The organism is Halioglobus japonicus, assembly GCF_001983995.1.
Lineage (GTDB): Bacteria > Pseudomonadota > Gammaproteobacteria > Pseudomonadales > Halieaceae > Halioglobus > Halioglobus japonicus.
Genome location: NZ_CP019450.1, coordinates 3,470,030 through 3,483,592 on the forward strand (window position 1 = coordinate 3,470,030; position 13,563 = coordinate 3,483,592).

The window sequence follows — 13,563 nt, forward strand, 5'->3', positions numbered from 1 at the left end:
CACGTAACCCACTGATTTGTCAGATGAATAGTCAATATTCACCAATATTCACAATAAACTTTCAAAAAAGAACCAGTCCGCCAGTAGATACGCCATTCAATGCACTGACTTCGGATAGTGTCACGACTGGCACAGCGAACTATTTTTTGGGGAGAGGGGGAATAAAAAAGGCGCCGGGGCCGAGAGTGGGATTCGTGGAGCCCCGGCGCCTTGTGGGAACAATCAGCAGATCAGGTGAGCGGGATTACTCCTGCTCGGTACCCTCCTCGGCAGTCTCCTGTTCTGCCGCTTCGGGCTTACCTGTGTTCAGGGTTTGGGCGCGGATAGCGGACTCAATCTCGTTCGCCACCGCGGGGTTGTCTTCCAGGAACTTGGAAGCATTGGCCTTACCCTGACCAATCTTGTCGCCTTTGTAGGAGTACCAGGCGCCTGATTTATCCACCAGGTTGAGCTTTACACCCCAGTCGATGACTTCACCCATGTGGTAAATACCCTTGCCGTACATGATCTGGAACTCGGCCTGCTTAAAGGGCGGCGATACCTTGTTTTTCACCACCTTCACCCGGGTTTCGTTACCGACCACCTCGTCGCCGTCTTTCACTGCGCCAATGCGGCGGATGTCCAGACGTACAGAAGAGTAGAACTTCAGGGCGTTACCACCGGTGGTGGTTTCGGGGGAGCCGAACATCACACCGATCTTCATGCGAATCTGGTTAATAAAGATCACCAGGCAGTTGGTCTGCTTGATACTGGCGGTGAGCTTGCGCATGGCCTGGCTCAGCAGACGCGCCTGCAGGCCCACGTGGGAATCACCCATCTCACCTTCAATTTCAGCCTTGGGCGTCAGCGCCGCCACCGAGTCGACGACGAGTACATCCACTGCACCGGAGCGTACCAGCATCTCGGCCACTTCCAGGGCCTGCTCACCGGTATCCGGCTGGGACATGATCAGGTCGTCCATTTGCACGCCCAGTTTCTCGGCGTACACCGGATCCAGCGCGTGCTCGGCGTCGATAAACGCCGCGGTGCCGCCGGCCTTCTGGGCCTCGGCGATCACCTGCAGGGTGAGTGTGGTTTTACCGGAAGATTCCGGGCCATAAATTTCACAGATACGGCCCTTGGGCAGGCCGCCAATGCCGAGCGCGACATCCAGGCCCAGTGAGCCTGTGGAGATGGCGGGAATAGCCTCTCGCTCCTGCTCGCCCATGCGCATAACGGTACCCTTACCAAACTGGCGCTCAATCTGGGCCAGCGCTGCATCGAGTGCTTTTTCCTTATTTGCATCCATTGTTGTGCTCCCTTTACTCTTTTTAACCACTTTTTTCATGACATCCCACGTATTCAACAAAACAACTTACTTTCGAGCTCTGCCATCAGCGTCGTTACCCACATAACGTCATACAGCAAAACTACTGTATATATACTCAGTGCTTTGAAATTGAATTGCAACCCCCTCAGGCCACTAATTTCGGCCGGGGGAAATCACATGTCGCCATTTCAGGCAGGTAGGTAAACGCGGCTCAGGTGTCACCGGCAATGGATGAAGTGAATACCGTCACCCCCGGGGCTTTCAGGGCCTCGCAGAGCTCATAGGATTCGCTGATATCATGCAGGTCGATCAGGAGTATTGCCCCTCCTTCCCCGGCTGGGCCCGCCCAGCATACGCACATGCTGCCACGACAACAGTCCGTGCACTGTGAGAATGATCACTGCGGTAATCAACACCCCCAGCCCGACACTCATCTGCCCTTCGCTCAGTACGCCGTTGATCTCCAGAACATGCAGCACCAGCATACCCACCAACATCAGGCCAAACGCCATCAGCGTAAACTTGAGCTGGCGCCGCTGCAGCACCCGCCCGCTGGGGCCGTGATCAAACTTGCTGCCCTGGGTGATCAGGCAGGCCTGGTCGGGTGTGAGCACGCTCATACGGGCGTGGTCGAGGTTGAACTGCCGACCAAGCGCGGTGCGAGCCGCCCGCGCGGTATCGGTGTCGGGAAAGGTTGCCACCACCCGGGTGTGAAGTTCTTCTTCGAGCAGTGTGCCGTGGGTCATTGCCTCACCTCACTCTCGCCTATATTCGCCCGGCAGCACCGGGAGCCTCTGTACAGTATAGCCCCCGGACAGAACATGAACGCAGCCCGGGCATAGGATAGAGCTCCTGTCCTATACGCCCACTAGACGCTCGCCCAACGCGACTCTAGACTCGTCACCAAACACCATAACAACACAGGGGATAACGTACGTGGCTGACACTGGCTCAACGGCCCACACGCGCACCATTTTCGACGACTGGCGCTCCATCGCCGTGGCCATTTACATGGCGCTGGCAGGCTACACGGTCATGGTAGGAATTCCGGTGATCAGCACCGCCTGGGTGGAGTTACTCGGCTTCACCGAAGTACAGGTCGGCAGGATTGCCGGCGCCGATCTGGGCGGCTTTTCCCTCGGCGCGGTGCTCATGGCACCGCTGGTGGCCCGGGTCAACCGCCGGCTGCTGGTGCTCGGTGCCGCCGTGGTGGTGATTGCCGGCAATGCGTTGTGCACGGTGATGACCAGCTATGAGGAGACCCTGTGGCTGCGCGCCATTGCCGGGGCCGGCAGCGGGGCATTCACCGCCATTGCGGTGGCCACGCTGGCAGGCACCGCCAAACCCGCGCGCGCATTCAACCTGCTGTTGTTCGCCTTCGCCTTCTCCCAGGGCGGCGAGTTATGGCTGCTGCCGCAGCTGACGATGAACCAGATCTACCTGTTTTTCATCGGCACTTATGTGGTCGGCCTGCTGCTGTTGCCCTGGCTGCCACCACGCCCGGTGGAAAAACGCCTGCAACTGGAGACCTATATCGACGACGATGGCCAGCCACTACACAACGCCATTGAAATTCCCCGCTCGGTGCCCTGGCTGGTGCTGGCGGCGGTACTCTTCACCTATCTCAATATCGGCGCCTACTGGACGTATATCGAACTGGCGAGCGTTGCCTCCGAGGCCGACCCCGACTGGGTGGGCCAGATGTTGGTCTACACCTCGGTGTTCTCGGTCATTGGCTGTGCCTGTGCCACCCTGATCAGCAACCGCTTCGGTCTGGCGAGGCCGCTATTGGTCACCCTGGTTGCACAGGCCATTATCGTGGCCATGCTCGCCAACGGCATCAATAACATCAACGTGATGGTGAGCATGTTTGCCTTTAATTTCTGCTGGATATTTGTCGATGTGTACCAGTCGGCCACCATCGCCAATGTCGATCACACCGGCAAGTTCGCTGCGCTGATGCCTGGCGCCCAGGGCCTGGGGCAGATCATTGGCCCGAACATGGCCGCGTCGCTTCTCGCCGCCAATACGGGCTATGGCAGCGTGTTCATCATGTGTGCCATCGCGTCACTGATTGCCTTCGCCATCTACCTGTTTATGTACGTGCGGCTGCGCCGGGCCATCCCGGCGCTGGCCGACGCATCATAACGACATCATTGTTCAGGCCGGCAGCTCACCCACGGCCCGGTAGGCCTGGTCGATGGCTGTATGGGTATAGGCCTCAGCACCGGCATCGGTATTGGCAATGGTGATATTGCCAAAGGGCTGACGCGCAATTTCGTGGGGCGCCTGCCCGGGTGCAAAGTCGTCATCCCACAAATCCATGTACTCGTAGGCATAGCCATGGGGCCAGCGATTAACGGTAATCGCCAGAATATCCTCGGTCACATCAAAGCCCGCTGGCCCTAGCAGGCCATCGAGTACCGTACGCACCTCTCGCTCGTAATCGGCAAATTCCAACTCTAGCATGCGCTGCCGGGAGCCTCGTAATTGTGCCTTGAGATCGTAGGCGTCATCAGGCGGCGACAGTGTACCCGAGAAGCCTAATACCACCGGCTCATCCTCGGCGGCGCCCTGGGTATAGCCGCCGGTATCGATACCGCGCCACACATACATATCGCCATGCATACGCCCGGGGCAGCGCGCCCCCTCAATACCGAGTTTTTCCAGCGGTTTACTTGAGCGAATCAACACATTGGTCATCAGCATGGGAATTTTCACCTGATACTTAAGCGCTTCTTGCTGGGCTTCCGAAAGCGCCGGGACCAGATATGGAATCATGCTGTGGTACGTCGCCATCACACAGTGCCTGGCCTGGACGCGCAATGCTTCACCGCGCTTAACGTAAGTCACGGCCACGCCATCATCCTGATTCTGCACATTGGTGACCATGGCATTCAGGCGCAACCGCACAGGCGTTTCAGCACGATCCAACTTCGCATAGTCAAACCTGGCCATGGCGACATTCTCTGCGGTTGCCTGCGGGCTCACCTCTGGAATCAGCCGCTGTACCATCAGGCGGGCAATACTGGCGTTGCCGTCAGGAAACATGGCCACCGGGTATTGAAATGCTTCGCGGTTGAAGTCCCAGCCAACCATATTCCTGCCAGGCGCACCGGTGTCCATAGCTTCCGCCGCAGAAAGGGCCCGCAGTTCCACCCCCCAGGAGCTGTGCATGGTCGTGTCGAAAATACGCGTCACCTCCGGGCTAATGCCGCAATGCTTCTGCAGAAACTCCGGGTAACTGATGCTCTGCAGGAATGCGTAGCGAGCCTCGTCATCCAGGTCCGGCAAAACGTTGGTGCGCTCCGTGTAGAGGCGGCGCAAATCGGCCCTGGCTTCATCACCGAGCGGCAATTCGTCGATACAGTCCAGTGAATCTCCCAGCGCCCAGCCCTCTAGGGTGTAGTTGGTAACAAGTTTGTTTTCGCCGAACGTCGCCTCATCAAACCAGGCCGCATCGCCATTCTGAGGGTGGTCGCCGTAGGCGAAAGTGCGTTCGCGCAGCAGTGCCTGCATGTCGATGCCCAGGCTTTCGATCATGCCGCGGGCAACCTCGCTGTAACTCCAGTGCTCCATATTCTGGGTGCCACCCAGCGCCAGGCGCATAGGCCCACCCTGATGAAACTCGTTGCGCCGGGCATGGCCGCCAAAATCGTCATTGTTGTCCAACACCAGAATTCGCGCCTTGTCGCCAAAGCGCTGCCGATAGTAAAGCGCAGCTGCCAGTCCAGAGATGCCGGCGCCCACCACGATGAGGTCATAGCGTTCCTCCAGCGTTTTGGCGGCACCCATACGCGCCCCATCACGCAACGCGTGGGCAAGTTCAAACGATCCGGGTGCCGAGCCGCGCATCCCGGTCAGGGTAGGTGGATAATCGCTATCGGTTGCCTGGCCGGCAAACGCCAGCGTTGAACCGCCGAGCGACGCACCCGCGGCGAGCATGCTTACCCCCTGAACGAAATCGCGCCGGGTAATCGGTCGATGCATACCTAATTGGCTGTCTGTTTTTTTCACCACTCGCTCCTGCAGACGACAAGGCCTTATGATTGCGCGTTGACCGTACGCGTACCTCCTGACGTATAGGCGATGATCACGGCGCGGGCTTTTCCCGTTATCATGCCGTCAATCAACCAAGGACATCAATATGCCCAGATCATTCGATGCTGTCATCGTCGGCGGAGGACACAACGGTCTCACCACAGCCAACTACCTGGCCATGGGGGGCATGCGGGTGTGCGTGCTGGAGCAGCGCGATGTCGTCGGCGGCGCGGCCGTCAGCGAAGAGTTTCACCCAGGGTATCGCAATTCACTGGCCTCCTACGTGGTCAGCCTGCTGCGCCCGGAGGTGGTGCGCGATCTGGAATTGGAACGCTATGGTTACCAGCCTATCCTGCTGGAAAACTCTCTCTATCTCGACTCTGCCGGCGACTACCTGTTGCTCAATGGCGATGAACAACACGATCGCGCTGAGTACCAGCGCTTTTCCGATGTTGATTACGACGCCATGGAAGCCTTCGAGGAAAGCATCGATACCGTGGGCGGCCTACTCGCCAAGCAGTGGTTGAAAACACCGCCCAAAATCCATGGCGGCGGCCTGGGCGATTTGCTGGAGGCGCTTAAACTCGGGCTGGATGCCTATCGCCTCAGCGAAAATGAGCGCTGGCGCCTACTACAGTTCTTTATCGGTGCCCCCCAGAGCATTATCGACCGCTGGTTTGAGAGCCCCAAGGTAAAAGCGATGGTGGCAGCGCATATCATGCCGGCCAACTACGCCCCCCTCACCCAGCCGGGCGCGAGCCTGGCCATGCTCCACCACGCCGTCGGCGAGATCGCTGGACGCAAAGGCGCATGGGGTATTGTGCGCGGCGGCATGGGCGCGATTACCCAGGCCATGGCAGCCTCGGCCCGGGACAAGGGCGTTGAGATTCGCACCGGGGCAGCGGTTGAGAAAATACTCGTTGAAAACGGCGGCGCATGCGGAGTGCTGCTAGCCGATGGCGAGCGGATCAACGCCCCGGTCATCGCCGCTAATACCGACCCCAAACGCACGTTCCTCACACTGCTCGGTGAGGAGCACCTGCCAGACAGCTTCGGTCGCGATATAAAAGCGTTCCGCCAGGAATCGGCCTCACTGAGGATGAACCTTGCGCTGCGGGGCTTGCCGGAATTTGCCGCGCTGCCAGGCAGCGATGCCGGCCCGCAACATCGCGCCAGCATTACCCTGATCGAAAGCATGGAGCACCTGGACCAGGCGTATCGTTCATCCCGCGCGGGGATTCCCGCCGATCCCCCGATCATCGAGGCCATTATCCCCAGCACCATGGATGACAGTCTCACCGATGCGCCGGGCACCCATGTCATGAGCCTGCTGTGCAAATACATGCCCTATGATCTAGCTGACGGCGCCCACTGGGATGATCGCAAGCCACAGGTGGTAAAGGCCATTCTCGATCATGTAACGAAGTTCATTCCAAACCTGCCGGATATCCTGGTCGCCAGCCAGTGCCTGACACCCCTGGACCTGGAACGCACTTTTGGCATGACCCGCGGCGACATCTGCCACGGCCGCCTGGAACCGGATCAGCTCTACAGCGCCCGTCCCCACCCTCAGGCAGCCCAGTACGCCACGCCAATGCCGGGACTATACCTGTGTGGTTCAGGTGCTCATCCAGGCGGTGGGGTCACCGGTGCGCCGGGGCACAATGCCGCCCAACGGATTCTTCGCGATCGCCGCTAACCAGCCGACGGTTAATCAGACAATGGGCGGTAGCGGCGCCACACCACCCAGGTGCTGACCAGCCCAAGCGGAATGAACAGGATTGCCGGGCCAAAGGCGAACAGGGCCTCTGCGCCCGCAAAATCTATGCCGCCATCCGCTGCCAGTTCGCCGGCACCGCGCTGATAAGGCAAGACATAGCCGTACAGCAGCACAAATGGCATGAGCAGGCCGTACAGCACCAGCAGGACAGGTGCGATCAGTGTGGTGCGCAGCTTCGCCGCATCGCGGTCCTCGGCCGGCGTCTCATGCAGGCGTTGCCGATACGCCGCCTCAACCTCACTCACTTCACCGCGCCGCGACACCAACACGATTGTGACAACACTGGCGATCACACCGAGCACCGCCGGGTCAAAATAACTGGGCAACGAGATCCAGCCGAAGTACACCAGCGCCGCGGGAACCACATTACCAAAGAACCCGGCGATAATGCCCCAGTAGGCCGCATCCGCAGTGATTCGCTTGCTCCAGATACTCATAAAACCGACCGGACCCCAGGCGGAGGCGAACACCGTACCGATAAACAAGGTGATCCAGAAAACATTGGGCGGCACCACAAAACTGGCCACCAGAACCACAACACCTGTGGCCAACACCGCGAGCCGTGTTTTGCCGAGTGTCAGGCCACCGCTGCTACGCGGCACATCATTACTGACACTGAATCCCACCAGCGACAAAAACGTCGACGCCGAAGACAGTGCCGCCGCAATAATGCCCGCCAGCAGCAAAGCGCCGAGTAACTCCGGCACAAGGTTTTTCGCCGCCCAGAGAATCACGGTTTCAGACGGTGTGATATCCGGTTTGGCGAGATTGATAAAGCCACCGGCAGCGTACACCAGCAGTTGAATGAGAATCACCGCAAAGCAGGCGTATATGGCCGAACGCACCACCACGTGTTCATCCCGCGCCATAAGGTGCCGACTCGCCTGCCAGGGGCTCACCGCATACACCACCCCCCAAGCCGCATCGATCACCACCACCCAGATAAAGAAATCCAGTGCCGTGGGCCAGCCTGTCCCGGGCCCGATAGTGCCGTGCCAGGCCGTCAGGTCGGGTTTGATTTGCTCGGCGGTAAGCGTCTCTACCGCCGTGGCCACGCCGCCAAACTGCTCCATCAGCACATACACAAAGGCAACGGTGGCACCCAAAAACAACAGAAACATCAGGGTGTCAGTGATAATGACGCCGCGGCTGCCCGCATACAGCGTGAAGGCGGTATAGCTCAGCCACGCCAGTACCAGGCTTTCGTAGTAGCTCAGGGCGGTGAGATCCGACAATAGAATCGCCGCTCCCTGGGTGACCACCAACAGGTAGCCGCCCAGGCCGAGAATAATCGTAATACCGGCCACCTGCTGCACACGCCGGCTGTTAAAGCGCTGGCCGAAAAAATCTGCCACTGTGGGGGCGCGACTGCGGCGCAAAAAGGTCCCAAACAGCAGCGCGCCGTACACATACCCCGCCACAGCAATACCGGGCAGCAGAATGTAGGGACCCAATTGGCCGTCGTAGGTAAAGCCTGCCTCACCAAGGAAAATTGTGGTGCTGAAGACACTGGCGACCAGTGTGCCCACGATAAGCAGTGTGGGCGCGCGGCGCCCGGCCACAAAGTAGTCATCCAGGGCCCGGACCTTGCGGCCACTGTAACCACCGACAACAACAAAGATCACAACACTTATGGCAATAGTGGCAGTGTATAAGTCGATGGGAGCGTCTCCTGTTCGCGCGTTGGCTGTCGTTATTATGCGCCTGGGCTACCTCGCCGATTAGGCTAAACTACAGACTGCCACGAGCGCGCGCCAGCCACTTCCGTGCCTATCGGTTCGCAAGACAGTATGCCCCCGAAATCATAGGGTGGCTAACCAGACTGGCCCCTCGGCCACCCGACTCATTGGATCCCACAGGAATCAACCGTGACAGAGAAAACCCTAGCAGACTGGCAGCAGGCCGCTGCCGACATTCGTATCGACGGGCGCGCCTTCATCAACGGCCGTCGCGTGGATGCCGCCTCCGGCCAGACCCGCACCACCTATAACCCCGCCACCGGCCAGGCTCTGGCGGAGGTGGCCAATTGCGCTCCCGCCGATGCCGATGAAGCCGTGCGCATAGCGCGGGAAACCTTCGAGCAGGGTACGTGGGCAGGCATGCCCGCGGCAGAGCGCAAAATGGTACTGGTGCGCTGGGCGGAGTTGATCGAGCAACACGCCGACGAACTGGCGTTACTGGAGACACTCGATGTAGGTAAGCCGATTGCCGATACGGTGAACGTGGATGTGCCCTCCTCCGTGCGCACCATCCGCTGGACCGGTGAAGCCATCGACAAGGTGTACGACCAGATCTCACCCACTCGCGACAACTGTATGGGCCTGATCACCCGCCTGCCCCTGGGCGTGGTCGCAGCGATCGTACCCTGGAACTTCCCCCTGTCCACAACGGCCTGGAAGTTGGCCCCGGCGCTGGCCACCGGCAATTCGGTCATCCTGAAGCCCGCGTCCAACACGCCGCTGACCGCGCTGCGTATTGCCGACCTAGCCACCCAGGCGGGGCTGCCCGACGGCGTGCTGCACGTATTACCGGGGCCCGGCGGCAGCCTGGGCGAGCATATTGCCACGCACATGGGTATCGACGGCCTGACATTTACCGGCTCCACCCCCGTGGGCAAGCAGCTCATGGTGTACTCGGGGCAATCCAATTTGAAGCGCGTATTCCTGGAATTGGGCGGCAAGAGCCCCAACATTGTGTTCCCGGATGCTGACATCGACAAAGCCGCGAGCGCCGCTGCCTTGGCGGTCTACTACAACGGCGGCCAGACCTGTACTGCCGGCACCCGGCTGATTGTGCACGAATCAATCCACGATACCTTTATTGAGAAAGTCATCGAAGCTGCCAGTGGCTGGGCGCCCGGCAACCCCCTGGACCCCGCCACCGCGATGGGCCCAATGGTGGACAAAGGCCAGTGCGATACCGTGGCCGAGTATGTGGCGATTGGCCGCGATGAGGGCGCCAAACTGGTCGCCGGCGGCGGTACGGTGATGGAAGACACCGGCGGTCATTATCACGAGCCGACGATCTTCGCCGGCGTAAACAACCAGATGCGGATTGCGCAGGAAGAAATTTTCGGCCCCGTACTGGCAGTCATACCCTTCAGCACCGAAAGTGAGGCGGTAGCCATCGCCAACGATTCGATCTACGGGCTGGCCGGCGCCGTGTGGAGCCAGAATATCAATACGGCACACCGCGTGGCAGAGCAGGTGCGCGTGGGCACCATGGGCATTAACAATTACTTTGGCGGCGACATTACAGTGCCCTTCGGCGGCTTCAAGGAGAGCGGCAATGGCCGCGACAAGTCCATGCATGCCTTCGACGATTACACCGAGCTCAAGACAACCTGGCTTGAATTCGATTAGGCCGGGATGAAAGCCAAAGTATTTGTCCGGGCAATCCCGATAAATACTGGTACGATGACTGATATTTTTCACCACAGGAAACCCTGAATGACCCAGTCACAGTCTCTCCCATCCTCCGCCCGTATCGTCATCGTGGGAGGGGGCGTCATCGGTAACTCTGTGGCCTATCACCTGGCCCACATGGGCTGTGACGATGTCGTACTGCTCGAGCAGAACGACATCACCTCGGGAACCACCTGGCATGCCGCGGGCCTGATGGTCACCTATGGCAGCCTGTCATACACCACCACGGAAATTCGCAAATACACCCGCGATCTCTACGCCCGCCTGGAAGCGGAAACGGGCCAGGCGACCGGCCTCAATCAGTGCGGCTTTATTGAAGTGGCTACCGACCCGGACCGGCTCGAAGAATTCCGCCGAGCATCGGCCTTCAACCGCTATTGTGATATCGACGTGCAGGAAATTTCACCCCGCGAGGTACAGGAGCTTTTTCCCCTGGCCGACGTCGACGATGTGCTGGCAGGGTTTTATGTGGCGGACGATGGCCGGGTGAACCCGGTAGATGTCACCATGGCACTGGCCAAAGGCGCCAAGATGAAAGGCGTCAAAACCTTCACCGGGATTGCCGCTACAGGCATCACTCGGCACAACGGCCGCGCTACAGGCGTTATCACCGACCAAGGCACCATCGCCTGCGAGTACGTGGTGAATTGCGCCGGCATGTGGGCGCGCCAGTTTGGTGAGGAGCACGGCGTGGTGATTCCCAACCAGGCCGCCGAGCACTACTACCTGATTACCGAATCGATTCCCGGCATCAGCAACAGCTGGCCGGTACTGGAAGACCCATCAAAATACGGCTACTACCGCGAGGAAGGCGGCGGCATGATGGTGGGGCTATTCGAGGGTCACGCCGCTCCCTGGCGGGTGGAGGGCATCCCTCGGGATTTCTCCTTTGGTGAACTCGAGCCCGACTGGGAGCGCATGACGCCCTACCTGGAAGCAGCCATGAGCCGGGTACCCGTCACACTTGACTCAGGCATCAAGAAATTTTTCTGCGGACCGGAAAGCTTCACGCCTGACCTCTCGCCCCTAATCGGCGAAGCCCCTGAACTCCAGAACTACTTTGTGGCCGCCGGCATGAACTCGCTGGGCATTCTCACCGGCGGCGGCATGGGTCGGGTACTGGCGCACTGGATTCTCAACGGCCAGCCCGATGTTGATGTAACTGGGTTCAATATTGACCGCGCAGCTCGCTACCAGGCCAACCCGGATTTCCGCCGGGATCGCGGCAAAGAGACGCTCAGCCTCATGTACAAGTGCCACTACCCGACCAAAGCCATTGAGACGGCACGCAATGCCAAGCGCTCTGCGCTACACGATCGTCTCGCAGCCCAGGGCGCCTACTTTACCGAAACCAGCGGCTGGGAATCGCCAGCATGGTTTGCCGCGCCCGGGGAAACACCCACCGAAGGTGAGCTGTCGTTTGGGCGCATGCACTGGTGGCCTCACTGGGAAGCGGAGCACCGCGCCTGCCGCGAGGGTGTGATTTTGATGGACATGAGCTTCATGTCGAAGTTTATGGTGCAAGGCCGTGATGCCGGCACCGTACTGGACCGGGTATCCGCTAATCGTGTTAACGGCGCATGCGGCCGCATTACCTACACCCAATGGCTGAACGAGGCAGGACTGCTGGAAGGCGATCTCACCGTCACCAAGCTCGAGGAAGACAAATTCCTGGTGGTAGTGGCCGACACCATGCACCGCCACACCGAGACCTGGCTGCGCAGGCATATTGAAGACGACGAATTCGCCACCGTCACCGACGTCACCGGCGCCCTCACCCAGATCAACATCCAGGGTCCGCGCAGCCGCGAACTGCTGCAATCTGTCACCTCTGTCGACATGAGTAATGACGCCTTCCCATTCCGCGATGCCCACGATATCGATATCGGCTACGGCCGCGCCCTGTGTATTCGCATTACCTATGTCGGTGAACTGGGCTACGAACTGTACGTGCCCTGTGAATTTGCCCTCACCGTGTATGACAAGCTGGTGGAAGCCGGCGACGCTTATGGTCTCACACATGCCGGCCTGCGCGCCCTGGGCAGCCTGCGCCTGGAAAAAGGCTACCGCGACTACGGCCACGATATCGACAACACCGACAATGCCTTTGATACCGGCTTGGGCTTTGCTGTGGCCCTGAACAAAGAGGCGGACTTCATCGGCCGCGAGGCGGCCCAGGCATTCAAAGACGCGGCCCCTTATCAGCAGCGCCTGGTCTCAGTATTGGTGGAGGACCCGCAACCCATGCTGTGGCATGCGGAAGTGATTTACCGCAACGGCGTGCGCGTGGGCTACATCCGCGCCGGCAGCTATGGTCATACGCTGGGCGGCGCAGTAGGTTTAGCCATGATCGAAGCTGATGAGGTTGTCGACAGTGCCTATCTTGATAGCGGTGACTGGGAAATCGAGATCGCGGACCAGCGCTATCCCTGCCGCTGCTCGCTAAAACCTCTTTACGATGCGGAGATGGCACGCATCCGCGCGTGAATCAGTATCTAGCAAGGTCTTCATCGCAACATCCATCCAGAGCACGAAACGGCATTACGTGATACGGTTTCCACTTTCGCCTACAAAGCGGTTATCGGGCATCCTGTCCAAAAAGTTTCGTGTCAGCTTTGAATTGAACACCTTATCTACCTCTAGGTAAGGGAGATTCGAAAGGTGTGGATGGGTTAGCGTTGCTTGTACTGAGTGCGGCAGTAGCCGCGCGAGATCTCCGGACTGCGCAACTCCTGGTGTTTGGTATTCCTGCCGCTGACGCGCGCCCGCCAGCGTTTAAAGGATGCAGGCTTGAGATGGCGCCGCATAAACGCAATCACTTCGCTCTCGCCCATCCCAAATTGCTCGTGAATAGCTTCAAAAGGTGTCCTGTCCTCCCAGGACATTTCGATAATTCGCGATTGTTCGTCTTCAGTGAATGTCATAGTGCGTGAATGTCTCAATGGGCAACGTTAGATGCAAAGTGTCGACTGTATATACGGTCGTAAGCTCCTATTGGAGCTAGGGTC

The 13,563-nt window shown here is 59.3% G+C and carries 9 protein-coding genes; 4 read left to right on the forward strand and 5 right to left on the reverse strand.

Going from position 1 to position 13,563, the window contains the following annotated elements; genetic code table 11:
- Positions 1-244: 244 nt before the first annotated feature.
- Both recA and BST95_RS16330 read right to left on the reverse strand, forming a co-directional pair.
- Positions 245-1,288 (reverse strand): recombinase RecA, encoded by a 1,044-nt coding sequence (recA, locus tag BST95_RS16325; RefSeq protein WP_066048751.1) that lies wholly within the window; start codon positions 1,286-1,288, stop codon positions 245-247.
- Positions 1,289-1,605: 317 nt separating this feature from the next.
- Positions 1,606-2,055, reverse strand: coding sequence for a hypothetical protein (locus BST95_RS16330; RefSeq protein ID WP_084200563.1), 450 nt, complete (start codon positions 2,053-2,055; stop codon positions 1,606-1,608).
- Between the two features lie 190 nt (positions 2,056-2,245).
- Between BST95_RS16330 and BST95_RS16335 the strand changes: the two genes are divergently transcribed.
- Positions 2,246-3,457 (forward strand): MFS transporter, encoded by a 1,212-nt coding sequence (locus BST95_RS16335; RefSeq protein ID WP_229801600.1) that lies wholly within the window; start codon positions 2,246-2,248, stop codon positions 3,455-3,457.
- Positions 3,458-3,469: 12 nt separating this feature from the next.
- Here BST95_RS16335 and BST95_RS16340 read toward each other — a convergent pair whose 3' ends face one another.
- On the reverse strand, positions 3,470-5,326 hold the full coding sequence (locus tag BST95_RS16340) for an FAD-dependent oxidoreductase (RefSeq protein ID WP_229801601.1): 1,857 nt from the start codon (positions 5,324-5,326) through the stop codon (positions 3,470-3,472).
- 130 nt (positions 5,327-5,456) lie between these two features.
- On the opposite strand from BST95_RS16340, the gene BST95_RS16345 reads away from it, so the two are divergent.
- Entirely contained in the window at positions 5,457-7,049 is a 1,593-nt protein-coding gene (locus BST95_RS16345; protein ID WP_084200565.1) for a phytoene desaturase family protein, read from the forward strand.
- 11 nt (positions 7,050-7,060) lie between these two features.
- Here BST95_RS16345 and BST95_RS16350 read toward each other — a convergent pair whose 3' ends face one another.
- Positions 7,061-8,755, reverse strand: coding sequence for a sodium:solute symporter family protein (locus tag BST95_RS16350; protein WP_229801602.1), 1,695 nt, complete (start codon positions 8,753-8,755; stop codon positions 7,061-7,063).
- A gap of 243 nt (positions 8,756-8,998) precedes the next feature.
- Between BST95_RS16350 and BST95_RS16355 the strand changes: the two genes are divergently transcribed.
- Together BST95_RS16355 and BST95_RS16360 are read left to right on the forward strand one after the other, a co-directional pair.
- Positions 8,999-10,492, forward strand: a complete 1,494-nt coding sequence (locus tag BST95_RS16355) for an aldehyde dehydrogenase (RefSeq protein ID WP_066048767.1) — start codon at positions 8,999-9,001, stop codon at positions 10,490-10,492.
- 87 nt (positions 10,493-10,579) lie between these two features.
- Complete coding sequence (locus BST95_RS16360) at positions 10,580-13,042, forward strand: GcvT family protein (RefSeq protein WP_084200567.1); 2,463 nt, start codon at positions 10,580-10,582, stop codon at positions 13,040-13,042.
- Between the two features lie 185 nt (positions 13,043-13,227).
- Here BST95_RS16360 and BST95_RS16365 read toward each other — a convergent pair whose 3' ends face one another.
- Positions 13,228-13,479: a TIGR03643 family protein gene (locus tag BST95_RS16365; protein ID WP_066048773.1), complete on the reverse strand. Its 252-nt coding sequence runs from the start codon at positions 13,477-13,479 to the stop codon at positions 13,228-13,230.
- Between the last annotated feature and the right edge of the window lie 84 nt (positions 13,480-13,563).